This window comes from Amycolatopsis sp. NPDC004747, assembly GCF_053601335.1.
Window position 1 is genome coordinate 85,602 of record NZ_JBSGBQ010000025.1, and the last position, 26,898, is coordinate 112,499.

Annotated in this window: 24 protein-coding genes; 11 read left to right on the top strand and 13 right to left on the bottom strand. The window is 72.2% G+C overall.

Annotation, left to right across the window (positions count from 1 at the left end; translation table 11 throughout):
• The first annotated feature begins 19 nt into the window (after positions 1 to 19).
• From ACWEGE_RS33320 to ACWEGE_RS33335, 4 genes are all read left to right on the top strand, one after another.
• Entirely contained in the window at positions 20 to 520 is a 501-nt protein-coding gene (locus ACWEGE_RS33320) for a TetR/AcrR family transcriptional regulator (RefSeq protein ID WP_449664435.1), read from the top strand.
• Positions 521 to 533: 13 nt separating this feature from the next.
• A complete protein-coding gene (locus tag ACWEGE_RS33325) occupies positions 534 to 884 on the top strand; it encodes a hypothetical protein (protein WP_449664436.1) in 351 nt (116 codons plus the stop codon).
• Positions 881 to 1,933 carry an alpha/beta hydrolase family protein gene (locus ACWEGE_RS33330; RefSeq protein WP_449664437.1) on the top strand — a complete coding sequence of 351 codons (1,053 nt, stop codon included), beginning with the start codon at positions 881 to 883 and terminating at the stop codon, positions 1,931 to 1,933. The genes ACWEGE_RS33325 and ACWEGE_RS33330 overlap by 4 nt, the downstream gene beginning before the upstream one ends.
• Positions 1,934 to 2,068: 135 nt before the next feature.
• Positions 2,069 to 2,677 carry a hypothetical protein gene (locus ACWEGE_RS33335; protein ID WP_449664438.1) on the top strand — a complete coding sequence of 203 codons (609 nt, stop codon included), beginning with the start codon at positions 2,069 to 2,071 and terminating at the stop codon, positions 2,675 to 2,677.
• A gap of 108 nt (positions 2,678 to 2,785) precedes the next feature.
• Here ACWEGE_RS33335 and ACWEGE_RS33340 read toward each other — a convergent pair whose 3' ends face one another.
• From ACWEGE_RS33340 to ACWEGE_RS33355, 4 genes are all read right to left on the bottom strand, one after another.
• Positions 2,786 to 6,112 (bottom strand): error-prone DNA polymerase, encoded by a 3,327-nt coding sequence (locus ACWEGE_RS33340; protein ID WP_449664439.1) that lies wholly within the window; start codon positions 6,110 to 6,112, stop codon positions 2,786 to 2,788.
• A gap of 542 nt (positions 6,113 to 6,654) precedes the next feature.
• Complete coding sequence (locus tag ACWEGE_RS33345; protein ID WP_449664440.1) at positions 6,655 to 7,515, bottom strand: dioxygenase family protein; 861 nt, start codon at positions 7,513 to 7,515, stop codon at positions 6,655 to 6,657.
• Positions 7,516 to 7,528: 13 nt separating this feature from the next.
• Entirely contained in the window at positions 7,529 to 8,521 is a 993-nt protein-coding gene (locus ACWEGE_RS33350) for an amidohydrolase family protein (protein ID WP_449664441.1), read from the bottom strand.
• 6 nt (positions 8,522 to 8,527) lie between these two features.
• Entirely contained in the window at positions 8,528 to 9,091 is a 564-nt protein-coding gene (locus ACWEGE_RS33355) for an NADPH-dependent FMN reductase (RefSeq protein ID WP_449664442.1), read from the bottom strand.
• Positions 9,092 to 9,188: 97 nt separating this feature from the next.
• Here ACWEGE_RS33355 and ACWEGE_RS33360 point away from each other — a divergent pair, with 97 nt between their 5' ends.
• The gene (locus ACWEGE_RS33360; protein WP_449664443.1) at positions 9,189 to 9,695 is read left to right on the top strand and encodes a MarR family winged helix-turn-helix transcriptional regulator; all 507 of its coding nucleotides are present in this window, start codon (positions 9,189 to 9,191) and stop codon (positions 9,693 to 9,695) included.
• Between the two features lie 21 nt (positions 9,696 to 9,716).
• On the opposite strand, the gene ACWEGE_RS33365 is transcribed toward ACWEGE_RS33360, so the two are convergent.
• From ACWEGE_RS33365 to ACWEGE_RS33380, 4 genes are all read right to left on the bottom strand, one after another.
• Positions 9,717 to 11,297 carry a DNA polymerase Y family protein gene (locus ACWEGE_RS33365; protein WP_449664444.1) on the bottom strand — a complete coding sequence of 527 codons (1,581 nt, stop codon included), beginning with the start codon at positions 11,295 to 11,297 and terminating at the stop codon, positions 9,717 to 9,719.
• 240 nt (positions 11,298 to 11,537) lie between these two features.
• Entirely contained in the window at positions 11,538 to 12,215 is a 678-nt protein-coding gene (locus ACWEGE_RS33370; RefSeq protein WP_449664445.1) for a hypothetical protein, read from the bottom strand.
• Positions 12,216 to 12,323: 108 nt separating this feature from the next.
• Positions 12,324 to 13,238, bottom strand: coding sequence for an SAM-dependent methyltransferase (locus tag ACWEGE_RS33375; protein ID WP_449664446.1), 915 nt, complete (start codon positions 13,236 to 13,238; stop codon positions 12,324 to 12,326).
• Positions 13,235 to 13,801 carry a GNAT family N-acetyltransferase gene (locus ACWEGE_RS33380; RefSeq protein WP_449664447.1) on the bottom strand — a complete coding sequence of 189 codons (567 nt, stop codon included), beginning with the start codon at positions 13,799 to 13,801 and terminating at the stop codon, positions 13,235 to 13,237. Before ACWEGE_RS33380 ends, ACWEGE_RS33375 begins: the two co-directional genes overlap by 4 nt.
• A 95-nt stretch (positions 13,802 to 13,896) precedes the next feature.
• Here ACWEGE_RS33380 and ACWEGE_RS33385 point away from each other — a divergent pair, with 95 nt between their 5' ends.
• On the top strand, positions 13,897 to 15,297 hold the full coding sequence (locus ACWEGE_RS33385) for an NAD(P)/FAD-dependent oxidoreductase (RefSeq protein WP_449664448.1): 1,401 nt from the start codon (positions 13,897 to 13,899) through the stop codon (positions 15,295 to 15,297).
• Here the strand turns inward: ACWEGE_RS33385 and ACWEGE_RS33390 are convergent.
• The gene (locus ACWEGE_RS33390) at positions 15,225 to 16,739 is read right to left on the bottom strand and encodes an alpha/beta hydrolase (RefSeq protein ID WP_449664449.1); all 1,515 of its coding nucleotides are present in this window, start codon (positions 16,737 to 16,739) and stop codon (positions 15,225 to 15,227) included. The genes ACWEGE_RS33385 and ACWEGE_RS33390 overlap by 73 nt on opposite strands.
• 220 nt (positions 16,740 to 16,959) lie before the next feature.
• Between ACWEGE_RS33390 and ACWEGE_RS33395 the strand changes: the two genes are divergently transcribed.
• From ACWEGE_RS33395 to ACWEGE_RS33415, 5 genes are read left to right on the top strand one after another with little or no spacing between them, the layout of a single operon-like run.
• Positions 16,960 to 17,355 carry a GntR family transcriptional regulator gene (locus ACWEGE_RS33395; RefSeq protein ID WP_217709672.1) on the top strand — a complete coding sequence of 132 codons (396 nt, stop codon included), beginning with the start codon at positions 16,960 to 16,962 and terminating at the stop codon, positions 17,353 to 17,355.
• The gene (locus ACWEGE_RS33400) at positions 17,352 to 18,233 is read left to right on the top strand and encodes an ABC transporter ATP-binding protein (RefSeq protein WP_449664450.1); all 882 of its coding nucleotides are present in this window, start codon (positions 17,352 to 17,354) and stop codon (positions 18,231 to 18,233) included. The genes ACWEGE_RS33395 and ACWEGE_RS33400 overlap by 4 nt, the downstream gene beginning before the upstream one ends.
• Entirely contained in the window at positions 18,230 to 19,213 is a 984-nt protein-coding gene (locus ACWEGE_RS33405) for a transporter (protein WP_449664451.1), read from the top strand. The genes ACWEGE_RS33400 and ACWEGE_RS33405 overlap by 4 nt, the downstream gene beginning before the upstream one ends.
• 20 nt (positions 19,214 to 19,233) lie before the next feature.
• Positions 19,234 to 20,337: an alpha/beta hydrolase family protein gene (locus ACWEGE_RS33410; protein WP_449664452.1), complete on the top strand. Its 1,104-nt coding sequence runs from the start codon at positions 19,234 to 19,236 to the stop codon at positions 20,335 to 20,337.
• Positions 20,334 to 22,259 carry an alpha/beta hydrolase gene (locus ACWEGE_RS33415; RefSeq protein ID WP_449664453.1) on the top strand — a complete coding sequence of 642 codons (1,926 nt, stop codon included), beginning with the start codon at positions 20,334 to 20,336 and terminating at the stop codon, positions 22,257 to 22,259. The genes ACWEGE_RS33410 and ACWEGE_RS33415 overlap by 4 nt, the downstream gene beginning before the upstream one ends.
• Before the next feature lie 52 nt (positions 22,260 to 22,311).
• Here ACWEGE_RS33415 and ACWEGE_RS33420 read toward each other — a convergent pair whose 3' ends face one another.
• The 4 genes from ACWEGE_RS33420 to ACWEGE_RS33435 form a co-directional block, all read right to left on the bottom strand.
• Positions 22,312 to 23,223 (bottom strand): extracellular catalytic domain type 1 short-chain-length polyhydroxyalkanoate depolymerase, encoded by a 912-nt coding sequence (locus ACWEGE_RS33420; protein ID WP_449664454.1) that lies wholly within the window; start codon positions 23,221 to 23,223, stop codon positions 22,312 to 22,314.
• A 12-nt stretch (positions 23,224 to 23,235) separates the two neighbouring features.
• The gene (locus tag ACWEGE_RS33425) at positions 23,236 to 24,873 is read right to left on the bottom strand and encodes an endo-1,4-beta-xylanase (protein ID WP_449664455.1); all 1,638 of its coding nucleotides are present in this window, start codon (positions 24,871 to 24,873) and stop codon (positions 23,236 to 23,238) included.
• Positions 24,874 to 24,886: 13 nt separating this feature from the next.
• Positions 24,887 to 25,924 carry a non-reducing end alpha-L-arabinofuranosidase family hydrolase gene (locus ACWEGE_RS33430; protein WP_449664456.1) on the bottom strand — a complete coding sequence of 346 codons (1,038 nt, stop codon included), beginning with the start codon at positions 25,922 to 25,924 and terminating at the stop codon, positions 24,887 to 24,889.
• Positions 25,925 to 26,114: 190 nt separating this feature from the next.
• Positions 26,115 to 26,861 carry an SDR family NAD(P)-dependent oxidoreductase gene (locus ACWEGE_RS33435; protein WP_449664492.1) on the bottom strand — a complete coding sequence of 249 codons (747 nt, stop codon included), beginning with the start codon at positions 26,859 to 26,861 and terminating at the stop codon, positions 26,115 to 26,117.
• Positions 26,862 to 26,898: the final 37 nt, after the last annotated feature.

Here is a 26,898-nt window from a genome sequence, read left to right on the forward strand (position 1 = left end):
AAAACGCTACGGTCGTGGCATGGGCAGGCGAAGGGCGTTCGACGAAGACGAGGTGGTGCACGCCGCCGTGGAGCTGTTCGGTGGCCGCGCGTACGACGGGGTGTCCGTCGACGACCTCGTCACCCACCTCGGCGTGCACCGCAACAGCCTGTACAAGACGTTCGGCAGCAAGCGCGGCCTCTACCTGGCCGCCCTGCGCCGCCACGTCGCCGACGACGTCCGTCCCCTGTGCGACGCGCTCGCCGCGGCGGCGGACGCCGCGGCCGCGCTGCGGCTGGTCACGGCGGCCGACCTCGGCCTGCTGCTGCTCGCGGCGGTCGAACGGGCCCCGGCCGACGAGGAGGTCGCCGCCGAGGTGGCCACCGCGCTGGCCGCCGTCGACCGGGCGATCGCCGGCGCGCTCGGCGTTCCCGCCGAGCTGGCCACCGCCCTCACCGCCGCCGCGCTGGGCATCCGCCTGCGCGGCAACCCCGCCGGTGCCGGCGCCGAGCTGGCCCGGCACCTCGATCCCCTTGGCTGAAAGGAAAACCGACATGGCAGTGGTCCGCATCGACGGCGAGGAGCTCGTCGTCGTGCTGGAAGGCCTCGACAAGCTCTGGGCCTTCAAGAGCAGCCTGACCATCCCGCTGGCCAACGTCCGCGGCGCCACCGCCGACCCCGGCATCGCCGCCGACCCCAAGGGGATCCGCGCGCCGGGCGCCCACGTGCCCGGCGTGATCACGGCGGGCACGTTCCACCAAGACGGCGAGAAGATCTTCTGGGACGTCCGGGACCCGGCGAAGGCCGTCGTGATCGAACTCGCCGACGAGCGTTACACCCGCGTGGTCGTCCAGGTCGAGGACCCCCGCGCGACCGTCGCGCTGGTCGAGAAAGCACTGCGGTGAAAGAGCTGCTCCCCCTCCCCGCCGCGATCGTGGCGGTGCTGGCCCTGGTGACCGCCACCCCGGCCGAAGCGGCACCCTGCCCCGTGCCCGCCGCCGACCGCGAGATCGTCTTCACCGTCGACGGGACCGCGACGTACGGCACCCTCCACGTTCCCGCACACCGGGCCGGGCAACGGTTGCGCGCCGCGCTGCTGCTGCCGGGCAGCGGCCCCACCGACCGCAACGGCAGCCAGCCGCCCGCGGCCCAGAACACCCTGGCGCTGGTGGCCGGCGCGCTCGGCACCGACCGGGTCGCCACGCTGCGGTTCGACAAGTACGGCACCGGCAGGACCGGGCTCGGCGCCTACCGCGACCACCCCGAAACCCTCGACTACCCCGCGTTCGTCCGGCAGGCCGAGGCCGCCTACGAGACGTTGCGGGACCAGCCGGAGACCGACCCGGGCGCGCTGATGGTCGTCGGGCACAGTGAGGGCGGGATGACCGCGCTGCTGCTCGGCGGCACGGTCCAGCCGCGCCCGGCCGGCGTGGGACTGCTGCAACCGCAGGCGATCCGCCTGCTGGACCTGGTCGCGCTGCAACTGCACACCCAGGTCGCCGAAGCGGCCCGGCAGGGACAGCTCGCCCCGGAGCGGCAAAGCGCGATCGACACGGCGATCGACGCCGCCGTCACCGCCCTGCGCGCCCACCGGCCGGTCGACACCACCGGCCTGCCGCCCGCCCTGGCTCAGCTCTTCCAGGCTTTGCAAGGCCCGAGCGCCCGGTTCGTGGACAGCGACGACGCCGTCTACCCGCCGGACGCCGCCGCGGCCCTGCGGCCGGGGACCGGGGTACTGCTGACCTGCGGCACGAACGACGCCCAGGTCCCCTGCGCCACAACGGATGCCCTGACCGCCGCACTGCGCCGCGCCCACACCGGCGGACCGGGCCGGGTGTCACTGTCCGGAGCGGACCACCTGCTGCACGACGCCGATCACCCGGACACACTGGCCCCGGCCGTGCTCGAAGCCCTGCACCGGTTCGCCGGGGTCTCCCACGGGCTCAACAGGTGACGAAAGCCCTTCTGGTGCAGTGCCAAGGCCCGTGGCCGGCGTGCCGGTCGCGTGCTGCGCTGAGGGCATGAGTACGACGCTTGACCAGCCCCCGCTCACCAGCCCGAACCCAAACCGCCACCCAACCGGCGCGCCTTGGTCGTTCTCGCCGTGCTGGTGGTGATCGCGACCGTCACCGCCGTCGCGATAGCGGTGCTCTCCGGCGGCGAGCCGCGATCCTCGCCGGGTAACCCGCCCTCCGCCGGGCCGACCGTCACCGTTCCGTCGACGGTGCGGCCGCCGACGGTGGGGCCGTCGACGGGCTCCGCGTCGTCGACGCCGAGCCGGCCGGCCGAGCCGGGTGAGCCCGGCACCCCGGTGCTCGCCGACGGCCGGTACCCGGCCTACCTGACCGCGATCGACACCGGTGCCCGCACTCTCACCTTCGACGTCATCCAGTTCCTGACCGGAGAGGAGGCGACCAAGGCGTTCCAGCGTGACCACCCAGGAGCCGAGGGACCACCGAACGGCTACTACATCCTCAACGTGAACCCACGGCTGCGCACGCTGCCGGTTCGTCGGGACGTCCCCGTGGAGGTCCTGTGGCTGAAGGGCAACCCCGAGCCCGAAACGATCACCTTCGAGCAGCTCCCGGACTACTTCGCCCACGACCTGGTCGAGGACCGGAACCTCTGGTACGACCCGTTCTGGCTGACGGTGCGAGCAGGCCACATCGACGCCGTCGCCGAGCAGTTCATCCCGTAGCCGCCCTCGACGGCGGCCCGACGTTGCTCGTCCTCGAACCGGTGGCGGATTTCGACGATTCGGCCGTCGACATCGAGTTCCTGCACCGGTTCGCCGGGCGCTGACCGGTCACCGGAAGTCGCGCGAGGGCCCGGTCCGCAGGGAAAGCTCGAGCGTTTCGAGGCGGTCGGCGACGAGCGTGACGACCCCTTCGGCGGCCTGCACCCGCCCGCGGACCAGCAGCGCGGCACTCGTGCGGGCGACCAGCCGCTGCCGGTGCCACAAGCCCTGTGAGACGACGACGTTGGCCATGCCGGTCTCGTCTTCGAGGTTGAGGAAGGTGACCCCGCCGGCGGTCGCCGGCCGCTGCCGATGGGTGACCGCGCCGCCGACCCACACGCGCGTGCCGTCCTCGGCTCGCATGAGCTCGGCGACCGGGATCGCCCCGCGCTGGGCCAGCAGCTCGCGCAGGTACTCCACCGGGTGGCTGTCCGGGGAGACGCTGGTGGCCCACAGGTCGGCGGCGGTCACCTCCAGCCGCGTCATCCCGGGCAGCGCCGGGGCGTCGAGGCCGGGGGCCAGGCCGGGCAGGTGGCCGGGCCGGGTCGCCGCGGCCGCGCCGGCGGCCCACAGGTCCTGGCGCCGGTCGCCGCCGAACCCGCTGAACGCGCCCGCCGTGGCCAGCGCTTCGGCGGCATTCTTCTTCAGCTGCACCCGGCGGGTCAGGTCGCCGATGCTCGCGTACGGGCCGTGGGCTTCGCGTTCGGCGACGATCTCCCCGGCGAGGTCGTCGCCGAGGTGGCGGACCGCGGCGAGGCCGAGCCGGAGCGCGACGCCGCCGGTGCTGCCGGCGTCCGGTTCGAGGGTGGCGCCGGCGAGGCTGGTGTTGATGTCGGGTTCGCGGACGTGCACGCCGTGCCGCCGGGCGTCGGCGACCAGGGACTGCGGGCTGTAGAAACCCATCGGCTGGGCGCGCAGCAGCCCGGCGCAGAACGCGGCCGGGTAGTAGCGCTTGAACCACGCCGACGCGTACACGAGCAGAGCGAAGGACATCGAGTGCGCTTCGGGGAAGCCGTAACCGGAGAAGGCGTGGATCTGCTCGAAGATCCGGGTGGCGAGCTCGCGGTCGAGGCCGTTGGCTTCGCAGCCGCGGAAGAACCGCGCCATCAGGGCCTTCATCTTCGCGCTGGACCGCTTGGCGCCCATGGCGCGGCGCAGCTGGTCGGCCTCGGCGGCGGTGAACGAAGCGACGTCGACCGCCATCTGCATCACCTGTTCCTGGAACAGCGGCACGCCGAGCGTTCGGTCCAGCGACGCGGCCAGCAGCGGGTGTGCGTGCTGCCACTCCTCGTCACCGCGGCGGCGGCGGATGTAGGGGTGCACCGAGCCGCCCTGGATCGGGCCGGGCCGGATCAGCGCGACCTCGACGACGAGGTCGTAGAACTCCCGTGGCCGCAGCCTCGGCAGGGTGGCCAGCTGAGCGCGGGATTCCACCTGGAACACGCCGACCGCGTCGGCTTCGCAGAGCATGTCGTACACCGCCGGATCGGCGAGGTCGAGCTTTCCGATGTCCACTCCTGCGCCGTGGTGTTCGGCGACGAGGTCGATCATGTGGTGCAGGGCCGAGAGCATGCCGAGGCCGAGCAGGTCGAACTTGACCAGCCCGACGGCGGCGCAGTCGTCCTTGTCCCACTGCAGGACGCTGCGGCCGGCCATGGTCGCCCACTCGACCGGGACGATCTCCGACACCGGCTGCTTCGAGATCACCATGCCGCCGGAGTGGATGCCGAGGTGGCGCGGGAAGTCCTCGATCCGGGCGGCCAGGTCGAGCACGTCGTCCGGAATCGCCCCGGCCGCCTGCTGCTTCGTCGCGGCGACCCCGCCCCAGCGGTCCACGAGCTTGCCGTAGGCGTCCTGCTGCCCGGGGCTGTGGCCGAGCGCCTTCGCGGCGTCGCGGATGGCCGAGGGCGCCCGGTAGGTGATCACGTTGGCGACCTGCGCGGCGTGGAACCGGCCGTGCTTGTCGTAGACGTACTGGATGGCCTCCTCGCGGCGGCCGGATTCGATGTCGACGTCGATGTCCGGCGGGCCGTCGCGCTCCGGCGCGAGGAACCGCTCGAACAGCAGGTTCCACTTCACCGGGTCGGCGTGGCAGATCTCCAGCGCGTAGCAGACCGCGGAGTTCGCGGCCGAGCCACGGCCCTGGCAGAGGATGTCCGCGTCCCGGCAGAACCGGACGATGTCCCAGACGACGAGGAAGTAGCCGGGGAAGCCCAGCTTGTCGATGACGGCGAGTTCGTGGTCGAGCTGGGCGTAGGCCTTCGGGCTCTCCTCGCGCCGGCCGTAGCGCTTCGCCGCGCCCTGCCAGGTCAGCTCGGTCAGGAACGACATCTCGTCGTGTCCGGCCGGGACGGGGAACGGCGGCAGGTCCGGCGCGACGAGGTTCAGGTCGAACGCCACTTCGACGCCCAGGACGGCCGCCCGGCCGACGGCACCGGGGTACCGGCGCTCGAAGCGGCGCCGCTGCTCCATCCCGGAGCGCAGGAACGCCTGCCCCGACGGCGGCCGCCACCCTTCGAGGTCCTCGGCCGACCGCCGGGCCCGGACGGCGGCGAGCACGTCCGCCACGGCGGCGTCTTCGGGGCGGGCGTAGTGCACGTTGTTCGACACGACAGTCGGCAGCCGGAGCTCCTTGGCCAGCCCGTCGAGGAGGTCGTTGGCGGCGTCGTCCCGCGGCAGCCGGTGGTCGATCAGCTCGACGGCGACGTGCGACCGCCCGAACCGGTCCACCAGCCGCGCCAGCTCGGCACGCGCGGCGGCCGGGCCGTGCCGCGCGAGCGCCTGCCGGACGGCGCCCTTCCGGCAGCCGGTGAGCACGACGACGTGCCCGGCCAGCTCGTCGGCGAGCTCGTCGAAGTCGTAGACGGGCCGCCCCTTCTCGCCGCCGGCGAGCTGGGCGCGGGAGATGACGCGGCACAGGCGGTGGTAGCCGGTCTGCTGCCGGGCGAGCACGAGCAGGTGCGAGCCGGCGGGGTCGGGCACGCCGGCCTGCGGCGCGGGCAGCCCGAGCGACAGCTCGGCCCCGAACCCGACCCGCACCCCGAGTTCCCGCGCGGCGTCGTTGAACCGCACGGCGCCGTACACGCCGTCGTGGTCGGTGAGGACGAGCGCGTCGAGCTCGAGCCGCGCGGCCTCCTCGACGAGGGTCTCGGGGTGGCTCGCGCCGTCGAGGAAGCTGAAGTTCGAGTGGACGTGCAGCTCGGCGTAGGGCGCCCGGATCCGGTCGCCACCGTCATCCCGCCCACGCCGGTTCCGCAGGTCTGCGGGCGCCCCGGCGTAGCCTTCGCGCTTGCGCGACCACGCCGGGGCGTCGTTGCCGTCCCCGGGAACGGGTGCCCGCCCGGAGGCGATCCGCTCCACTTCGGACCACGGCACGCTCGGGTTGTTGAACGCCACTGCCTGCTCCCACCGCTTTCGCTGTGGGGAAGCCAGCGACCACTGTTCGAACACCTGAACGATCAGGTGGTCCGATCCTGCGGTGCGAAGACGCCCGGTGTCAACTGTGGACTGATCGAAGTCGGCTCGGTCACAGCGACGCGGCCCGCGCACCGCCGGGTGGTGCCGGAAGTTACCTGCTTGGTCAGGTTCCGCTGGGAGTTCCCGGTGCCTGCCGGTGTCTCGCCCCGCGATCGCCACCCGGCCGGAAGTGGTGACCGGCTGCCGCCGCTCCGGGGGTGGCAGCGCGCAGCCGGTCACCGGTCATCGACCGGCCGGGGCGCTCCCCACGCTCGCCCCGGCCGGTCCTCCCCCCGCCGCGTCGCTCCCCCCTCGCGACGCGCTCGGCAACTTCGCCCGCTCACGCCGGGTGTGTCGCCGGAACCATTTCTAGCCCGGCGCGGTTGTTCTGTGTCGGTCCCCGGGCTCCGAACACCATCGCCCGAACAACGGCGGCAGGGCTCGGGTGGTGACCGTCCGTGTCTGGTCGGCGGCCGGCCCGGCTACCGCTGTCCCCGGTCAGGGCGCAGGACGAAGTCGTAGGTGAGCGTGCGGTAGGGCCGGTCCAGGCCGCGGGCGTGGTGGTCTTCGTGGCGGGTCGTCGTCTTCACCGCCTCGGCCGGAACGGCTCCTTCGACGGTGCTCTCGACCAGCGGGTCGCCGTCGAAGTAGAGCTGGGTGGTCAGTGGCAGGCACCCCTCGGCGCTGACGATCGAGTGGATGTGCCGGGGGCGGAGGCCTTCCAGCCGCAGGGCTTGCGTCAACGTCGCCAGCGGGCTCTCCGTGGCGAGACCGAAGGTTTCGAGGCCGGGCATGACCGTGCGGAACTCGTAGTGACCGTCGCCGTCGGCGATGATCCTCGCCCGGAGGTTGTCGGCGGGGATGCCGGTGGAGTCGTTGGGGATGTGCAGGGGTTCGAAATCGCCGGTGTCCATGCCGGAGTAGACGTTGCGGGCGTCGATCTGCCAGATCTCGAGCGCCGCGCCGGGCAGCGGGTCCCCCGCGGTGGTGCGCACCGTCCCGGACACGATGAGCGGCTCGCCGGGTTCGTCGGGCCGCATGGGCAGCACGGCGGGGCTGTGCAGGACGGGCGCTCCGGGCCGGTGGGCGGGGCCTTCCATCTCCCAGTGACTCGCGCCGTCCTTCTCCGGGTGGGCGTAGGTCGCGCCCGCGGTGGCCTTCAGGACGGTCTTGTAGAACAGGATGCTCGCCGACGGCAGCTCACCGGCGTCGGCCACCCGCTGCAGCCAGCCGATGGCGCCGAGCAGTTCGTCGAGCGTGACCTGGTGTTTGAGGATGACGTCGTCGACAGCGCGGCGCAGGTCGGCGAACACGACCCGCAGCCGTGCCCCAGGCTCGTTCACGTGAGGGCTCCTTTCAACCCCGCCGGATACCGGCGGTGAGCTTTTCCCAGTTCCGGAACGCGATGAGCTCCTGGTCGGCCCGGCCGATCGGTGCACTGTCCACAAAGGCCCGGGCGGACCCGGCGCGCTCTCGGTTGAACGGGTGGTCGGAGGCGTACATGATCCGCTCCGCCCCCACCGTTTCGATGCTCCACCGCAGGTACTTGTGGCTGGAGATGCCGCCGGGGGTGATGAAGACGTTGGTGCGGAAGTACTCCGCGACCGGCCACCGGAGGCCGGCGAGCTCGTCCACGGCGGCGACGCGGTCGAGGTAGAACAACACGACTTCGCCCCAGTGCCCCAGGATGACCTGCAGGCCGGGGAACCGGTCGAAGACACCCGCGAGGATCATCCGGAGGACGGTCAGGCCGGCGTCGTAGTGCCAGCCGAACGTGCCGGTGGCCAGCATGCTGTCCACCGGCTCGCCGAAACCGCGGTAGTACGCGTCGTCGACGGCCGGGACGGGCGCGCGCGGGTGCAGGTACACCGGAGCGCGCAGGTCTTCGGCGGCTTCGTAGATGTCCCAGAACTCGGGCGCGTCCAGGGCCCGGCCGCCGGAGTGCGCGTTCACCAGCGTCCCGGTGAACCCGAGTTCGGTGACCGCGCGCCGCAGTTCGCCCGCCGCGGCGGCCGGCGCCGGGGTCGCCAGCGTCGCGAACCCCTGCAGGCGCCCGGGATGGCGCCGGACCGCTTCCGCGAGGCCGTCGTTCACGGCCACCTGCAGCGCGACCGCCTCGGCGGCGGGCAGGTTCTGCAGGCCGGGAGTCGTGAGGGACAACACCGCCGTGTCGATCCCGGCGTCGTCCATGGCCGCGATCCGCCCCTCGCCGACGTCGAGCAGCGCGGGAGTGGCTTCCCCCGCGAGAGCCCGCTTCATCATCGGCTCGGCCAGCTGCGGGTCGTGCCGCTTCCAGGCCGCGGCCACCTCGGCGGTGACGAAGTGCTCCTCCAGTGCGTACAACCGCATCGCGGATCAGTTCCGGACGGTCTTGAGCGCGCCGGCCCAGGCTTCGAGCTGGTCGAACAGGATCGTGGCGGCGTGGTCGTGCGCGGCCGCGGGGGTGAAGGTGGCGAAGTTCCGGAAGTCGTCGAGCAGGGAAAAGGACAGCTGCTGCCGGACGTGGGCGAGCTGCAGTTCGCTGCAGATCGCGCGCAGGTGCTCGATGGCGCGGGCGCCGCCGAGCGAGCCGTAGGAGACGAAGGCGGCGGCCTTGTTGTTCCACTCGGCGTAGAGGTAGTCCATGGCGTTCTTCAGCACCGCGGACGTGGAGTGGTTGTACTCGGGGGTGACGAAGACGAAGCCGTCGAACTTCGCGATGGTGGCGGCCCAGGCTTTGGTGTGTTCCCCGGCGTACTTGCCGGCGCTGGCGGGGATGGGCTCGTCCAGGTGCGGCAGCGGGTGGTCGAGCAGGTCGACCAGCTCGTAGCCGGCGCCGGTGCGTTCCTTTGCCTTGGTCATGACCCAGTCGGCCACGGCTTCGCCGTTGCGGCCGGGACGGGTGCTGCCGAGGACGACGGCGAGCTTCAGATCGCTCACGGGTGGCTCCTCCAACTCTTCGGGACTTGAATCTTCAAGTCAAACTAGCGCTTCTGACTTGAAGATTCAAGTACGATCTCCCCAGTACACTCCCCGCATGCCTGCTCCGAAGGACCCCGAGGCGGCCGAGCCGCGCTGGCTCACCGACGACCAGCTGGCAGCGTGGCGCGGATTCATGAAACTGCTCCAGCGGCTGCCCGCGGCTTTGGAAGTGCAGCTCCAGCAGGACTCGAAGCTCAGCTTGATCGAGTACTACGTCCTGGCGCACCTGTCTGACCAGCCGGGGCGCCGCCTGCGGATGAGCGAGCTCGCCCTCCTGGCCAACACGGAACTGTCCCGCCTTTCCCACCTGATCCGCCGGCTGGAGAACCGCGGCCTGGTGTTTCGCGAGCCGGACCCCGCGAACGGGCGCTACACGCGAGCCGTGCTGACCGAAGCGGGGCACGCCTACCTCGTCGGCGCGGCGCCCGCCCACGTGGCGCGGGTACTCGAGCTGTTCGTCGACGTTCTCGGCGCGAACGAGCTGCGGACGCTGCACCGGATCTCCGGGAAGGTGCTCGACCGCATCGACCGCGAGCTCGACCGGCCCGCGGTCTCGGAGTGACCGGGAGCTGCCCGGCGGGCGCTAGTCGTAACAGCCCTCCACCGTCCACTGTGGATCGTCTCCGACGGTGGCGCTGATCAGCAGCGCGATGTCGCCGTCGTCCGCGGTGTCGCCCTCCAGCACCACCTGGACGCGGGCGAGGGGACGCTCGCCGCGGCGGCCGGCGAGGGCCGGGTGCACCACCCACGGGCCTGCCGAACCGATGACCCGGCGCGGCGGTCCCCCTTCGACGGCGACCGTCGACGGCGGGTAGCCGAGTTCGCCGCGCTCCGTGCAGCGCACGACGTCGCCGACCGCGTCGAGCACCTCGGCCGGCACCGGGTGGGGCGGCACGACCGTCGGGGAGGGTGCGGGCAGGCGGCCCGGCCACGGCCGGTCGGCGGCGAGCGGACGGCGGGGCTCGCCCCACGGGATGAGCCGGACGCGTTCGGCCGGGCCGCGGCCGCCGTCCAGCAGCGGGGTGACCACCGCGTCCGGGCCCAGCAGGCCCTGGATGCGGACCAGGGCGCGGGCGGCGCGTTCGGCGGCGTCGGCGTCGCGGCCCACCGAGCCGAGCTGCAGCTGCAGCGCCTGGCCGCCGACGACCTCTTCGGGGTCGAGGCGCAGCCGGACGATGCCGGCGGTGGGCCGGTCCCGCGCGGTGAGCCAGCCTTCGCACTGCCACCGCACGCGGTCGGCCGTCGAACGGGCGGTGAGGGGCTCGGCACAGCGCCAGACGCGCACGCGTTCTTCGCCGGCTTCGGTGACGGCGACGATGGCCAGGCGCGTGCAGGCGAGGCCGTGGTTCGCCAGCCCGGCGAAGAAGCGCTCGCCGAGGGTCTTCGCGACGAAGGCGGCTTCGTCGATCCTTCTCAGCGGCTCGTCGAAGGTTTCGGTGACGGCGAGGTCCGGCGGCAGGGCGCGGCGCAGCGGCGGGCGTTCGGAGAGGCCGCGGGCGAGGCGGTGCGCGGCGACGGCGTCCTTCGGGAAGCGGCCGGCGACGTCGCGTTCGGCCAGCGCGGCGAACGCGCCGAGGGTGCGCAGCCCGAGCCGTTTGAGCAGGTCGACGAGCTCCCCGCGGTCGTCACCCGGCTGGTTCAGCTCGGTGATCGGGAGCGGCGCGAGGAACGCGGCCGCCTGCCCGCGCGGCACGAGCGTCGACCGGCGGGCGGCGAGGGTGGCGGCGAACACCCCGTCGGCGACGCCCACCTGGCATTCGACCCCGGCGCGCGCGGCGACCTCGTCGATGAGCAGTTCGGCGAGGGCGGCCTCCCCGCCGAAGTAGCCGGCGGCCCCGTCGACGGGCACGGCGACCAGCCCGGGCCGCACGACCTCGACCCCGACGGCCTGCGCTTCGACGGCGGCGGCCACGGGTTCGAACAGCCGGGCATCGCGATCGGGATCGTGCTGGTGCACGACGAGCCCGGGACACCGCGACTGGGCATCCCGCCGCCGCATCCCCCGGCCGACACCGTGGTGCCGCGCGGAAGCGGAGCAGGCGACGACCCGATTGGCGGCGAAAACGGCGGCGGCCGCAGCGGGCGGCGTCCCGGCAGCGGCCCCGGCGGCGACGACGGGCCAGTCCGGGCACCACAGCACGAGCAACCGTGGCGCATCGGTCATCCGGCGGCCTGCTCCGGCCGCCGGAGTGGAAGCGTGGTGCCCACGGGAGAAGTGCGCCCGGACGGCTGCGAGGCCGCGCTCACGAGCAAGACCGGAACGAGCGTGCTCAAGCCCGAAACCCGCGGGAGCGGAGACGAAACTCGCGTGATCGGGGACGGAACTCGCGTGATCGGGGGCGGAACTCGCGGGATCATCCCGCGCCCCGGCCGGCCGCGCGGCTGCCTCGGCATGCCGCCGGGGTCACCCGGCCACCTCGGCCAGCCGCTGCCCCGCCGGCCCGGCGCCGGCGCCGGCGAGCGCTCCCTCCGGGCCCGGCAACGACAGCCGCACCGATGCCGGGCGCGCCGCCGCTCCCCGGCCGTGGCTGGTGGCCACCACGTCGCGGGTGCACAGGTGGCCGTGGCCGTCCTGGGTCAGGCCGTGCCAGCGGCGGCCCGACACCGTCAGCTCCAGGTCCGCTCCCGGCCACGCGCCCGCCGTCAGCAGCACCGTCCCCCGGTTGCGGACCCGGCCCGCCAGCCGGCGCGCCGTCTGCGGCGGCACCGAAGCCGGGCCGAGGACCACCAGGTCGAAGCCGTCCACCAGGGCCGACAGCACCGCCACCAGCTCCGCGCCCGGGTCCGGGACCAGCGCGACGCGCTCCAGGTCGACGCCGAGCTCCGCCGCCGCGGCCAGGCCCAGTCCCGGGAGGCCGGTCACCGCGGCCCACGAACCGTCGCGGGTCGCCGCCGCCAGGAGGGCCAGTACCAGCGAGGTCGCGCCGCGCACCGCGATCGTGCTCCCCCGCCGCAACCCGCCGCCGGGGAGCAGGCGGGCCAGCTCGGGCAGCACCGTCAGCAGCTGCCCGTCTTCCGGCGCCCGCAGCTGCGCCGCCGTGCGGACCCCCGGGATGGCCGTGAACGCCTCCGGCACCGCCACCGCCGCTCACCTCCAGCACCACGTACTCGTACCGGAGACGCCCACCGGGCGAACCCAGAACACTTATCGAACACTTGTTCGCATACTGCGAGACGCGGCGGCCCGCTGTCAAGCGGAGGGCCACATCCGGGGGAGGACGCCGCTGACGTACCGCACGTCGCCCGTGCGCAGCTCGTCGTCCCCCAGCGACGCGAGGCCGTGGGCGGCGAGCAGCTCGCGGACGGTGTTCCCGGTCAGCACCCAGCCACGAGCGGCCAGGTAGGGCTCCGCTTCGTTGCGTTCACCGAAGTAACGCAGCTTCGCCATGTCCGTGTCGAAGCTCTCCTCGCGCCAGCGCCCGGAGATCCGGTCCAGGCCCGCCTTCGTCCGGGCCTCGTCACCCGGCCGGGGGTTGGGCCGGCTCTCGGTGGCCACGCGGCTGCCCGGCGCGCTGAGCCCGGTGATCGTGTCGAGGAGCCGGTCCTGCGCCTCCGGTGGCAGGTAGCCGAGCAGGCCCTCGGCGCTCCACGCGGTCGGCCGGTGCGGGTCGAAGCCGGCGGCGGACAGCGCGGTGGGCCAGTCCTCGCGCAGGTCGGCCGCCACCACCCGCCGGTCGGCGGCGGGCTCGGCGCCCAGCCCGGCCAGGGTGCGGGTCTTGAACCCGAGCACCTCCGGCCGGTCGAGCTCGTACACGACGGTCCCGGCGGGCCACGGCAGCCGGTACGCGCGCGAATCCAGCCCCGCGCCCAGGATCACCGCCTGCGGGAGCGCCGACTCGCGGAAGAAGCCGTCGTAGAACCGCGTCCGCACCTTGGCCACGTCGATCCACACCTGCTCGACCAGCTCGCCGGGCGCCGCTTCGCCGCTCGCCAGCCGGGTGAGGAGGTCGACGCCGACCGCGCGGACGAGCGGCTCGGCGAAGCGGTCGTCGATGCGCGCGGGGTCCGAGCGGCCCGCCATCGCCCGCGCCGCCGCGGCCATCGTGGCGGTCGCGCCGACGCTCGACGCCAGGTCCCACGTGTCGCCGTCCTGCCTGGAAGTCACCTTGAACCGACCACCCGGCTCACGATCCACGCGTGCGTGCCCAGCTGCCGCCCCCGGGCGAACCCGAACTCCTCGAACAGCTCCACGGTGGCGGTGAACAGGAACCTCGCCGGCGCGTCCCGGCCGGCGGTCACCTCGGAGACGGCCTCGACGAGCCCGCCGCCGGCCAGCGCGATCAGGTCGAGCGCCCCGGCCAGCGCCGCCCGCGCGACGCCGTGGCCCCGGTGCTTCCTGTCGACGAAGAAGCAGGTGATCCGCCAGTCCGGCGGGGGCGGGGCGTCCTTGTCGTAGGCACGCCGGTGCTTGATGCCGGGCAGCTCTTCGGGGCTGCCGTACTGGCACCACCCCTGTGCGAGGCCGTCCTCGCCGAACACGAGCGCGGCGTGCGCCCCGCCGGTCCGGACGCGCTCCTCCTTGAGCTCGCGGCGGACCGGCCCCCGCTGGGCGCGTTCCGGGTGGAACCCGAGGCACCAGCAGCCGCCGAAGACGCCGTTGTTGCGCTCGGCGAGCTCCGTGAACGACGCCCACGTCGAGGTGTCGAGGGGCCGGACGGTGTAGGCCATTCCCGGGATTCTGCCGCACCGGGCTGTGACGCACATCGCGGTCACACCACCGTCCGCCACCTCGTCCAGGGGGTGAAGCGAGAAAAGAGGACGAAATGCGCCGGATCCTGATCGTCGGCGGCGGTTACGCCGGGTTCTACGCCGCCTGGAAGCTCGAGAAGAAGCTGCGTCGCGGGGAGGCCGAGGTCACCCTCGTCGACCCGCGGCCCTACCTCACCTACCAGCCGTTCCTGCCCGAGGTCGTGGCCGGCTCGGTCGAGGCGCGGCACGCCGCCGTGTCGCTGCGGCGGCACCTGCGCCGCACGCACGTCATCGCCGGGAAGGTGACCGCCATCGACCACGCCCACCGCGTCGTCACCGTGCAAACCGCCGACGGGGAAGCCTTCGAACGAAGCTACGACCTGATCGCCGTCACCGCCGGCGCGGTCACCCGGACCCTGCCCGTGCCCGGCATCGCCGAGCAGGCCATCGGCCTCAAGCACGTCGAAGAGGCCGTCGCGATCCGGGACCGGCTGCTCACCGCCTTCGACCGCGCCGCCGCGCTGCCCGACGGGCGCAGGCGGCGGAAGCTGCTCACCGTCACCTTCGTCGGCGGCGGCTTCTCGGGCGTCGAAGGCTTCGGCGAGCTGCTGTCGCTGGCAACGGCGTTGCTCAAGCGCTACCCGGAGCTGCACCGCGACGAACTGCGGTTCCACCTCGTCGAGGCGTCGGACCGCATCCTGCCCGAGGTCACCGACCGGCCGGGCCGCTGGGTCGTGCGGGAGCTGGAACGCCGCGGTGCCCGCGTCCACCTGAACACCCTGGTGACGTCGGCGAAGGACGGCCACGTAACGCTTTCGACCGGCGAGGGGTTCGACTCGGAGCTGATCGTCTGGACCGCGGGCAACGGCGCCAACCCCGTCGTCGGGCGGCACACCGACCTCCCGGTCGACGAACGCGGCTACCTGGTCGTGCGCCCGGACCTGCGGGTCGCGGGCGTGGCCGACGCCTGGGCGGCCGGGGACGACGCCGCGGTGCCCGACCTCGCCTCGCCGGTTCCGGGCGCGCGGACGGTCCCCAACGCCCAGCACGCCTACCGGCAGGGAAAACTGCTGGCCCGCAACATCATCGCGACGCTGCGCGGCTGGGAACCGAAGCCGTACGTGCACCACAGCCTGGGCGCCATCGCGACGCTCGGCCTCGGCCGCGGGATCTTCCAGTACCGGCGCATCGTCCTCAAAGGACTCCCGGCGTGGCTGATGCACCGCGGCTACCACGTGCTCGCCGTGCCCACCTGGAAACGCAAGGTGCGGGTGCTGGCGGGGTGGCTGACGCAGGCGCTGTTCGGCCGCGACATCCTCAGCCTGGCGTCGGTGCAGCACCCGCGAGACGCCTTCGTGGCGGCGAGCCGCACCGCTGCCGGTGCGGCCCGCCGCGAGGAGGATCAGCCCGCGAAGGGACTGGCGTCGATCGTGCAGGTCTGGCCCGCGGCCGGGAAGGTGCCCGAGACCAGGTAGTCCCGCTTGACCTTCTCGGTGCACGTGCTCGGCACGTACATCGACGAGTGCCCGTAGCCCTCGGTCACGAACACCCGCGCCCGCGCCAGTTCCGCGGCGCCGTCGCGGGCGCCGTGCACCGGGGTGGACGGGTCGTAGCGGTTGTTCAGCACGAGGATCTCCGCCGACGTCGGGCGGTTCCACGGGCCGGTGTAGCGGTCGGTGTCCTTCGCCTTCCAGAACGCGCAGCTCATCATGTCCAGCACCGCGATCCGCCCGAAGTACGGCACGCGCTGGTCTTCCGACTCGGCGTACCGGCTGTAGACCGCCGGGTCGGTCGGCACGTCGCTGTCGCTGCACTGGATGGCGTTGAACGCTTCGGTCCGGTTCGAAACGTACTGCTCGCCCTTGACAGCCGCGGTGCGCAGGGCCGGCGTGGCCGGAGCGTCGTAAAGCCGCTGCAGCAGCGCGGCGATGTCGGCCCAGCCGCGTGAGTCGGAGAGGTCGGCGGCCGCGTTGATGATCCCCGAGTACGTCCACGTCTCGCCGTCGCTGACGATCGGGGCCTGCTTGGCCCGGGCGGTGAGCGCCGCCCACTTCGCTTTCGGGTCACCCGAGGAGAACGCGCACTTCGGACCGGCTTCCGTGCACAGCCGCAGGAACTGCTCGAAGGTCTGCGCGATGCCGGTCGCGACGTCCTGGCGGGTGTCGAGCGGGACGCTCTTGCCGTTGCCGTTCTGGCCGGTCGAGTTGCCGGCGAAGTCCATGGTGCCGTCGAACACCATCGCCCGGATCCGGTCGGGGAACAGGTTCGCGTAGGTCGCCCCGAGCTGCGTCCCGTAGGAAATGCCGTGGTAGTTCAGCTTCGGGTCGCCGACCGCGCGGCGCAGCAGTTCCAGGTCACGGGCGGTGTTGGCCGTGGAGACGTGCTCCAGGATCGGGCCGGCCTTCGCCGAGCAGCGGTCGGCGAGTTCCTTCGACTTGGCGTAGAAGGCCGCGTTGCCGCTCGGGTCGCCCGGCATCTCCGGGAACGAGCCGAAGAAGTCCTGCTGCTCGGCCACGGTGTCGAAGCAGCGGACCGCCGTGCTGTTGGCGATCCCGCGCGGGTCCCACGAGACCAGGTCGAACCGCGCGCGCAGCTCGTCGGAGAACAGCCACGGCCACTTGCCGCGCTCCCGCAACCGCTGCAGGCCGGACGCGCCGGGGCCGCCGAAGTTGACGAACAGCGAACCGATCCGGTGCTTCGGGTCGGTGGCGGGCAGCTTGATGAGCGCGAGGTCGATCTTCGCGCCGGACGGCCGGTCGTAGTCCAGCGGCACGGACGCCTTGGCGCACTGGAACCCGTCGGCGCAGTCGGCCCAGCTCAGCTGCGGCGTCGGCACGCTGTCCACGGAAGCCGACGCGACCGCCGGTCCCGCCACGACGGCCATCGAGACACCGAGCGCGACGACCACGCCGCGCACGATGCCTCCCCCAGAAAATCGAGGCACGAAAAGTTCCTCTCGAAGAAGGGAAACGATCACCACCACAGACGGCCGAGGGGGTGGCGAGGTTGGCTCCGGTCGCCGAAAAAGATCACCGCGGCTGTCCGGGGGTTCCGGGCGGCGAAGCCCCGGGACGGCACTGGCGCTCGGCGGCGCGACATAGCTATAGTACTAGGAACCTAGTTAAATGGAGTTGCCGATGATCGAATTCCACCTGGACACGAGGTCCGGCCTGTCGCCGTACCAGCAGCTGGTCCAGCAGGTGCGGCACGCGCTGCGCCTCGGGTTGCTGTCCGAGGGAGACCAGCTCCCGAAGGTCAAGGACGTGGTCGCGAGCCTCGCGATCAACCCGAACACCGTGCTGAAGGCCTACCGCGAACTGGAGCACGACGGCCTGGTCTCGGCCCGCCCCGGCGTCGGCACCTTCGTGACGGCGACGCTCAACGGCGGTGCTTCGTTCGCCGCGATGGGCCCGTTGCGGCAGGACCTGCGCCGCTGGCTGGGGAAGGCCCGCAAGGCCGGCCTCGACGAAGAGAGCATCGAGGCCCTGCTGATGTCCACGTTTCGCGACTCCGCCAGAGAGGGAATAGCGTGACCGTCCTGAAGGCCCAGGGACTGGGCAAGAACTACAAGCGCAAGCAGGCGCTCACCGGCTGCACACTGGAGATCGAAGCCGGCCACGTCACCGGGCTCGTCGGGCCCAACGGGGCGGGCAAGTCGACGCTGCTGAACATCGCGGCCGGCATGCTGGAGCCGACGACCGGCACGATCGAGGTGTGCGGCGGGGTACCGGGCAGCGGCCCGGCACAGCTGGCCAAGGTCGGCTACGTCGCCCAGAACACGCCGGTCTACAGTGGACTGTCCATCGAGGACCACCTGCGGCTCGGCGCCCACCTCAACCCGCGCTGGGACGCCTCGCTCGCCGAAAAGCGCATCGAACGGCTCGGGCTGGACCCGAAGCAGCACGCGGGCAAGCTGTCGGGCGGCCAGCGCGCGCAGCTGGCGCTCACGATCGGCATCGCCAAGCGCCCCGAACTGCTGCTGCTCGACGAGCCGGTCGCGGCACTGGACCCGCTGGCCCGCCGGGAGTTCCTGCAGGACCTGATGGAGGCCGTCGCCGAGCACGGGCTGTCGGTCGTGATGTCCTCGCACCTGGTCAACGACCTGGAGCGGGTCTGCGACCACCTCGTCGTCCTGGTGGCTTCGCAGGTCCGGGTGATCGGCGAGGTGGAGACGCTGCTCGCCACCCACCACCGGCTGTCCGGTCCGCGCCGCGACCTCGACACGCTGCCGGCGGACCAGCACGTCGTCTCGGCCAAGCACACCGACCGCCAGACCACCGTGCTCGTCCGCACCGAAGCGCCGATCCTCGATCCCGCGTGGACGGTCGGGCAGATCGGGCTGGAGGACCTCGTCCTCGAGTACATGAGCAACCCCACCGCCGCCCGCCCCGCCCTGGAGGTCCTCCGATGACCTGGCTGACCTGGCGCCAGTTCCGCACCCCGGCGTTGTCGATGCTCGCCGGCCTGGCCGCGATCGCCGTCGTGCTCGCGATCACCGGGCCGGAACTGGTCGGTCGCACGGACTTCTCCGATCAGGACGCCCTCTTCGGCGGCACCATCCTGGTGCTGTACCTGCTGCCCGCGGTGATCGGCGTGTTCTGGGGCGTCCCGATGATCACCCGCGAGCTGGAGAGCGGCACGCACAGCCTGGTGTGGAACCAGACCGTCACGCGGAAGCGGTGGCTCACCACCAAGCTCGGGTTCGGCCTCCTCGCCGCGATGCTCGCCGCCGCGGTGCTGAGCACGGCGGTCTCCTGGTGGGCGAGCCCGATCGACGCGCTCTCCGCGGTCCAGACCGACCGCGGGATGCTCGCGCGCATCTCGCCGGTGGTGTTCGCCGCGCGTGGGATCGCCCCGATCGGCTACGCCGCTTTCGCGCTCGTCCTCGGCGTCGCGGTGGGCATGGTGCTGCGGCGGACGGTGGCCGCGATGGCCGTCACCGTCGTCGCGCTCGCCGCGGTGCTGCTCGCGGTCCCGCTGCTGGTGCGCCCGTACTTGGTGCCGCCGCAGACCGAGACCGTCGCGATCACGCCCGAGAACATCACGAACATCACCGGCAACGACAAGCAGGGGATCACCGAGATCGGCGTGCGGAAGCCGGCCGGGGCGTGGGAGCTGGCGAACGAAACCATCGACCCGTCCGGGAACGTGGTCACCTCGATGCCGGACTTCCTGCAGGCCTGCTCGCCGCGGCCGGGGGCCGCCCCGCCGGAGCGCGGTGACATCCAGGCGTGCGTGGCCCGCCTGGGCGCGCACGGCTACCACCAGCGCGTGACCTACCAGCCGGGCTCGCGGTTCTGGCCGCTGCAGTGGCTCGAACTCGCGCTCTACCTCGCGCTGACCGCCCTGCTCACCTGGTTCTGCTTCCGCCGTCTCCGCCACCTGTCCTGACGATTCCGACTGGGGGAATCATGCGCACACTCGCGGTAGCCACCGCTCTCACCGTTGCTCTGTCGGCACCCGCTTCGGCGGCCACGACACCGTACCTGCCCCGCCCGACCGGGCACTCGCCCGTCGGTGTCACCTCACTGTCCCTGAAGGACACTTCGCGCGCCGACCCGTGGGTGCCCACGGTGCCCTACCGGGAGCTGATGGTCTCGCTCTTCTACCCGGCGACCTCGGGAGGAGGCCCGAAGAAGCAGTACATGACCCCGCTCGAGTCCCAGCGCAACCTCGAGCGGCAGAACATCCCGGGCCTGCCGCTGGACGTCTTCAGCACGGTCCGGACGAACGCCGTCGTCGACGCGAAGCCGGCCGGGCGGTGGCACAGCCTGCCGCTGGTCGTGCTGTCCCCGGGCTGGACCCAGCCGCGGGCGACGCTCACCGCGCTGGCCGAGGACCTCGCCAGCCGCGGGTACGCCGTGGCGGCGATCGACCACACCTACGAAAACCGCGCCACCACCTTCCCCGACGGCCACGTCACCGGCTGCGCCGCCTGCGAGGTCGACGACCAGCCCGGCTTCTGGGAGAAGTTCGCGCAGGTCCGCACCAAGGACACTTCGTTCGTGCTCGACGAGCTGCTGCGCTCGCGGTGGGGCGCGCTGATCGACCCGCAGCGGATCGGCATGACCGGGCACTCCGCGGGTGGCGCGATCACCACCCAGGCGATGCTGGCCGACCCGCGGATCCGGGCGGGCGCCGACCTCGACGGCAGCGTGCACGTCCCGATCCCGGCGTCCGGGCTGTCCCGCCCGTTCATGTTCGTGGGCAGCATGGACAACTACACGCCGGGCGCACCGGGGCCGTACGACGACTGGGAAACCGACTGGACGCACCTGACCGGCTGGAAGCGCTGGATCATGGTGTCGGGCACGGTCCACCCGTCGTTCACCGACCTCGGCGTGCTCGCCGACCAGCTGGGCGTCGACATCGGCGACACGATCGACCCGTACCGCGCGCTGGCCGTCACCCGGACCTACGTAAGCGCTTTCTTCGACCAGCACCTGCGCTGCCGCCCGCAGCCGCTGCTGGCCGCGCCCTCGCCCGCTTACCCGGAAGTGACGTTCATCGGATGAGAATCAAGAGCATCGTGGTCACCACTGCCCTCACGCTCGCGCTGACGTCACCGGCCGCGTCGGCGGCCCCGGCGCTCACCCTGGCCGAACCGACCGGCGACCGGCCGGTGGGCACGACATCGCCACCGGACCTCCCGGTGTCCCTGTTCTACCCCGCCGTTTCCGCGAACGGCCCGAAGTCGCACTTCATGACCGAAGCCGAGGCGAAAGCCGTCCTCGACCAGGAGGGCATCACCGGCGTGGCGCCCTCGGTCCTGGCCGGCATCCGCACGGATTCGGTGCTCGACGCCCCGCCGGCCGGGCACCACCTGCCGCTGGTCGTCCTCGACCCGGGGGCCCGGCGGCCACGCGGCGAACTCACGTCGCTGGCGCAGGACCTGGCGAGCCACGGCACGCTCGTCGCCGTGGCCGCCCGGGCCGGCGAAGACGTGGCCGTCCCGGCCGTGCTGGACTCGCTGCTCCGGTCGAAGTGGGCGGCGCTGATCGATCCGGCCCGGATCGGCCTGGCCGGGACCGCCGGTGTGCCGGCCGCGCTGGCGGCCGACCCGCGGCTCAAGGCCGGGGCGACCATCGACGGCCCGGCGGACGACCCGCTGCCCGCCGCGCTCGACCGGCCGGTCCTGTTCCTGGGCCGGGCGAACGCCCCAGGCGACGACACCTGGAAGCAGCTCACGGGCTGGCAGCGCCGGTTCACCGTGGCCGGGACGCAGCACCCGTCGTTCACCGACCTCGGCCTGGTCGGCGAACAGCTCGGCATCGACTTCGGCGCGACCACCCCGGCCGTGCGCGGGCAGGCGATCACCGCCGCGTACGTCCGGGCGTTCTTCGACCAGCACCTGCGCGGGCGGCCGCAGCCACTGCTGGACCAGCCGTCCGCCCGGTACCCGGAGGTGGCCTTGACCCGGACGTCGACGCCGTACCTGCCCGCCCCGACCGGCGACCGGCCGGTGGGCAGCACCGCGGTGTACTTGAAGGACACTTCGCGCCCGGATCCGTGGGTGCCGTCGGTCCCCTACCGGGAGCTGATGGTCACGCTCTTCTACCCGGCCGCGTCGGCGAAGGGACCGAAGTCGCAGTACCTGACGCCGGCCGAGTCGGCGGCGTTGCTGGCGGGCAGCGGCCTCGACGTGCCACCCGGCACGCTCGCCGGGACCGTGACCAACTCCGTCGACGGCGCCCGCCCGGCGGGCCGCGGCCTGCCGCTGATCGTGCTCTCGCCCGGCTACACCAAGCCCCGCGCCACGCTGAGCGCGCTGGCCGAGGACCTCGCCAGCCACGGGTACGCCGTCGCGCTGGTCGGCCACACCTACGAAAACGCCGGCCAGAGCTTCCCGGACGGCCGCTTCGCCGGGTGCGCCTCCTGCGAAGTCCCGCACGACGACGCTTTCTGGGAGAAACTGGAACGGGGCCGGGCCACCGACGTGTCGTTCGTGCTGGACTCGCTGCTCCGCTCCCGCCCCGGCCTGATCGACCCGGAGCGGGTCGGCGTGGCCGGGCACTCCATCGGCGGCGCGAGCACCCTGCCGGCGATGGTCGCCGACAGCCGGCTCAAGGCCGGGATGAACATCGACGGCACGACCCACGTCCCGCTGACCGGGCTGTCCCGGCCGTTCATGTTCCTCGGCCACCAGCTCGGGGCCACCGCGTGCGTGCCGGGCGACCCGACGTGGGAGCGGGACTGGCCGCAGCTCACCGGCTGGAAGCGCTGGGCGGACGTGCGGGGCGCGCAGCACGCGTCCTTCACCGACGTGGGCCTGGTCGGCGACGAATTCGGCGTCGACTACGGCGCGACGACGACCGCGCTGCGGACGCAGGAGATCACGCGGACGTACGTGAACGCGTTCTTCGACCGGCACCTGCGGGGCGAGCCGCGGCCGGTGCTCGACCGGCCGGGGTATCCGGAAGTCTCCTTCTGCCACTGAACAACCGGGGAAGCGGCGCACTGGGGGTGCGCCGCTTCCCCGGTTTCCGGGGTCAGTGGTCGAGGCCGAGGAACGAGATCGCGTACGCCAGCTGGCCGGTCATCGGCAGCTGGTGCCCGACGCCGGCGATGCTGACGCCCTCCACCGTGGCCTGGGTGCTCGTGTTGCCGTACCGGGTACGCGTCCACGACGACTGCGGGTGGTCGGTGAACGCCGGGGTCTGGCTCAACCCGTTCAGGTTGGTCCACTGCTTGATCTCTTCCCCGAAGTTCGGGTACGACAGCGTCGTGTCGGTCGTGCCGTGCCACAGCTGCATCCGCGGGTAGCGGCCGGTGTAGCCGGGGTACATCGCCCGGGCCAGGTCGCCCCACTGCTGCGCGGTCTTGATCGACTTCCCGCCGGAGCAGGTGCTGTTCCACAGCGAGCCGTTCGTGGTGGCGAAGCAGCCCGCGGGCACGCCGGAGAACGCCGAGGCCGCGGCGAACACGTCGGGGTACTGGGCGGCCAGCACGTTCGTCATCATCGCCCCGGACGAGAACCCGCTGACGACGACCCGCGAGGGATCGACGTTGTAGCGGGACTTGGCCCAGGCGACCATCGACATGATCCCGGTCGAGTCGCCGCCGCCGCCCCGCCGCAACGCGTTCGGCGTCGAGACGTCGAAGCACTTCTCGCTGCGGGTCGCTTCCGGGAGCACCATGACGTACCCGTAGCGGTCGGCCGCGGTGACGTAGTCCTTGCCGTTCCAGCCGAAGATCGAGCTGGCCGAGCCGCCGCAGTAGTGCACCAGCACCAGCAGCGCCGGCTTGGCCGCGACCCGGTCGGGGACGTAGACGTACATGTTCAGGTTCGTCGGGTTGTTGCCGAAGTTCGTCACCCTGGTCAACGCCGCCGCCTGGGCGGGCGCGGCCAGACCGGTGACCATGACCACCAGTGCCAGCAGGACACCGAGCATGCGTTTCATCGCGTATCTCCTTTACGCCGCACCGAAAGCCTGAAGCACGGCGGTGTAGGCCTGCTTCTTGGCGTAGTTGCCGTCGAACAGCAGCGGGGTACTGCCGCTGCGCCAGGAGTACTTGTCGGTGACGCCCCACGTGGTGATGCTCGTGCAGCGCGAAACCGCCAGGCAGGCCCGGACGACCTGGCCGAAGGTGTTCGCCTGGGCGGTGCCGGACCCGCCGACGTCGAGTTCGGTGATGTTCACGTCGACGCCGAGCGCCGCGAACCGCTGGAGGTTGGCCTGCATCGTCGAGAGGTTCTGCCCGGCCGAGAGGTGGGCCTGGAACCCGACGCAGTCGATCGGCACGCCACGGGCCTTGAAGTCGCGCACCATGTCGTAGATGCCGTTGCTCTTGGCGTTCTGGTTGTCGGTGTTGTAGTCGTTGTAGCAGAGCTTCGCGGAACCGTCGGCCGCGCGGGCGGCGCGGAACGCCTCCTCGATGTAGCCGTTGCCGATGCGCTGCTGGAACACCGACGGGCGGCGGGTGCCGTCCTCGTTGAACGCCTCGTTGACGACGTCCCAGTAGGCGATCTTCCCGCGGTAGTGCCCGGCCACGCCGCTGATGTGGGCACGCATGGCCGCGAGCAGGTCGGAGCCGGAACCGATGCCGCTCACCCAGCCCGGCAGCTGGGCGTGCCACACCAGCGTGTGGCCGCGGACCTTCTGGCCGTGGCTCTGGGCGTGGCTGACGATGGCGTCGCCGCCGCCGAAGCGGAACGAGCCCCGCGACGGCTCGGTCGCGTCCCACTTCATTTCGTTCTCCGGGGTGACGCCGGTGAACTCGCGGTCCAGGGTGCTCGTGTACGCCGCTTCGCCGAGGTGGCCGTTGGCGACGGCGGCGGCGAACGTCTTGCCCTTCGCCGCGGCCGCCGAGCCCAGGGTTGCCGCCGCGAGCGCCTCGGTGGCCACCGCGGCGCGCGGGTTGCCGATGCTGCCCGGGACCGACCGCAGGGCGTTGTACCAGACGGCCGCCATCTTGTCGTAGCCGGTGGCGTTCGGGTGGACGCCGTCGGTGAGGTCGGCGGTGGACACCGCGCTGTGCATGTCCACCAGGTGCACGCGCTTGCCGGCGTTCACCTTGCTCTGCACGATCCCGGGCAGCGCGCTGTTGAACGTCCGCACGGCGGCGTCCCCGCTCGCCCACCCGATCGGGATGAGCTGGGCGACGAACACGTCGGCGTTCGGCGCGGCGGCGGTGAGGTGGTCGAGCAGCGTGGAGAGCCGGCCGGGCGCGCCCGCGACGTTGTAGTTCTGCAGCACGTCGTTGGTGCCGATGTGCAGCAGCACCGAGCGCGGGTTGTACGTGCGCATCCAGCCGGTGACGTTCGCGTCGATCTGGTCGATGCGCCAGCCGGGGTGCCCTTCGTGGTCGTGGTCCCACAGGCTGGCGGGCCCGTTGAACTGGGAACCGACGAAGTCGTTGGTGTAGCGGCCGGCGGCGAGGCGCTGCCACAGGCCGATCCGGTAGCCGCCGGGCACGCCGGTGCCGTGGGTGATCGAGTCGCCGAGCGGCATGATCCGCACCCCGCCGTTCGACTCCGCGTTCGCGACCCCGGCCAAGCCGGTGAACGCGATCGCCAGTGCCGCCGCCGCGGCCAGCAATCGGGTCTTCATCGCCGTCCTTTCGTCAGCAGTTCGAGTTGGTCTGGGTCAGCAGGCCGAGCCGCCAGGGCAGGCTGTTGTAGTCGCCGCCCGCGTTCGGGTTCTTGCCCTGGTAGAGGTACTGGAGCCGGCACGGGTTGACCGGCAGCGTCTGGTCGTTGCCGGAGCGGATCAGTTCGCCGTGGCTGATGTCCTTCGACCACTGCCCGGCCGGGAAGGTGACGTTGTTCGCCCGGGCGAAGGGGTTGCTTTCACTGGCGGCCAGCGGGTTCCAGGTGCCGGCGATGCTCGACGACGTCCAGGAGCGGAAGTAGCGGCGCCCGTCGCTGCCGATGGCCTCCACCAGCAGCAGGTACTGGTTCTGGCCGGCGATCTTGTAGACGTTGCTCGCCTCGAACAGGTTGTTCTTGTTCGAGTCCCGCATCGCGATCACCGTGTTGCCGAAGCCGTTCGGGAAGTTCGCCACGGTGGTCTGCGAGCGGTAGAGGTGCCCGTTGTCGTCGGAGGAGAACAGGTAGCAGTCGGCCGCGTCGCAGATGACCCACATGTCGACCCAGTAGCCGTTGCCGATGTTCTGCTTGATGATGTCCGGCATCGCACCGTAGAAGTTCTTCGGCGCGCTCCAGCCGCTGGGATTCGAGATGTCGCTGTTCGTGGAGTAGGCGGCGTTGCCGTTCTGGTAGACGAGGTACCACTTTCCCTGCGGCGCGAAGTAGAAGACCTGTGGAGCCGCCCGGTAACCGGAGCCGATCGCGGTTTTGTCCAGGTAGTGCTGGGTGGCGGAACCGGCCTGCGACCAGTCGGGGAAATTGAGGTACACCAGGTTGTAGCCCGCGGCGTTCGCGGTGCTGGCGAACACGTGGTACTTGCCGCCCGAGTAGACCACCGTCGGGTCCTTGATGCCGGCGATGTTGTGCGTGGCATCGGATTTCGGCGCGATGAGCGCCCCACTGGAACTCCACCGGAAGCTGCCCGGCAGGGCGGCCTCCGCGGCCGGGGCGTGGAGCAGGGCGGTCAGCAGCACGACGGCGACGGCGAGCACGGACCGGATCCGGGATTTCACGCAACCTCCTGGGGACAGGGAGAAGTGCACCGACGGCGGCCGAAACTTTCGCCATCGGTTTCGAAATTCGACGAATTCTCGAAACTTTCGCTATCCTGTTAGCGATAACATTCGATTGTTGCGGACAGCTTAAACCCGCACGCCGCTCATTGACAACGGTTGGATACGCAGCGCAATACGCGGCCCGGCATCACCAAGTCGGGTGAGCCGTGACACCGCCGTCGACGACCAGGTCGTGGCCGGTGATCCAGGACGCCAGCGGGGAGGCGAGGAACACGCACGCGTTGCCGACGTCGGCGGGCGTGCCCAGCCGGCCCAGCGGCGCCGCGCGGCGCCACCGCTCGACACCCTCCGGCCAGTCCCGCTCCAGGCCCTCGCGGGCGATCAGCCCCGGCGACACCGTGTTGACGCGGATCCCGCGCGGCCCGTATTCCAGTGCCGCGCCGCGGGCGTGCATCACCAGCGCCGCCTTGGCCGCGCTGTAGTGGACGTGCCCGGCCGCGGGCTGCCGGGCCTCGATCGAGGCGATGTGCGTGACGCTCCCGCCGTCGCCCATCAGCCGGGCCGCGGCCTGGGTGCAGGAGAACGCGCTGGTCAGGGTGCTGTCCAGCATGGCCCGCCAGCGGTCGGCGGTCAGCTCGCCGAGGGCTTCGACCGGCTGCGCACCGGCGTTGTTGACCAGCGCATCGAGCCGCCCGCCCCAGTCCGCGACGGCGTCGAGCAGGGCGTGGCAGGCCCGGTCGTCGGTGAGTTCGGCGGCGAACGCGCGGGCCCGCCCGCCCGCGGCTCCGATCGCCGCGACGACGTCGTCGGCGGCCCCGGGACGGCGGTGGTGCACCGCCACGGCCGCGCCCGCTTCGGCGAACCGCAGCGCGATCCCCCGGCCGATGCCGCCGGAGGCGCCGGTGACGCAGGCGGTCGTGCCGGAGAGGTCGATGGTCACCGCACCGAGCGTAGCTGCGCGGCCCGGAACC

Excerpts from the sequence above, each read along its gene's own strand:
- ACWEGE_RS33320 (WP_449664435.1), top strand. The coding sequence starts at position 20 with ATGGGCAGGCGAAGGGCGTTCGACGAAGACGAGGTGGTGCACGCCGCC.
- ACWEGE_RS33325 (WP_449664436.1), top strand. The coding sequence starts at position 534 with ATGGCAGTGGTCCGCATCGACGGCGAGGAGCTCGTCGTCGTGCTGGAA.
- ACWEGE_RS33350 (WP_449664441.1), bottom strand. The coding sequence starts at position 8,521 with ATGCGGTTGTACGCACTGGAGGAGCACTTCGTCACCGCCGAGGTGGCC.
- ACWEGE_RS33360 (WP_449664443.1), top strand. The coding sequence starts at position 9,189 with ATGCCTGCTCCGAAGGACCCCGAGGCGGCCGAGCCGCGCTGGCTCACC.
- ACWEGE_RS33365 (WP_449664444.1), bottom strand. The coding sequence starts at position 11,297 with ATGACCGATGCGCCACGGTTGCTCGTGCTGTGGTGCCCGGACTGGCCC.
- ACWEGE_RS33380 (WP_449664447.1), bottom strand. The coding sequence starts at position 13,801 with ATGGCCTACACCGTCCGGCCCCTCGACACCTCGACGTGGGCGTCGTTC.
- ACWEGE_RS33385 (WP_449664448.1), top strand. The coding sequence starts at position 13,897 with ATGCGCCGGATCCTGATCGTCGGCGGCGGTTACGCCGGGTTCTACGCC.
- ACWEGE_RS33395 (WP_217709672.1), top strand. The coding sequence starts at position 16,960 with ATGATCGAATTCCACCTGGACACGAGGTCCGGCCTGTCGCCGTACCAG.
- ACWEGE_RS33405 (WP_449664451.1), top strand. The coding sequence starts at position 18,230 with ATGACCTGGCTGACCTGGCGCCAGTTCCGCACCCCGGCGTTGTCGATG.
- ACWEGE_RS33410 (WP_449664452.1), top strand. The coding sequence starts at position 19,234 with ATGCGCACACTCGCGGTAGCCACCGCTCTCACCGTTGCTCTGTCGGCA.
- ACWEGE_RS33415 (WP_449664453.1), top strand. The coding sequence starts at position 20,334 with ATGAGAATCAAGAGCATCGTGGTCACCACTGCCCTCACGCTCGCGCTG.
- ACWEGE_RS33420 (WP_449664454.1), bottom strand. The coding sequence starts at position 23,223 with ATGAAACGCATGCTCGGTGTCCTGCTGGCACTGGTGGTCATGGTCACC.
- ACWEGE_RS33425 (WP_449664455.1), bottom strand. The coding sequence starts at position 24,873 with ATGAAGACCCGATTGCTGGCCGCGGCGGCGGCACTGGCGATCGCGTTC.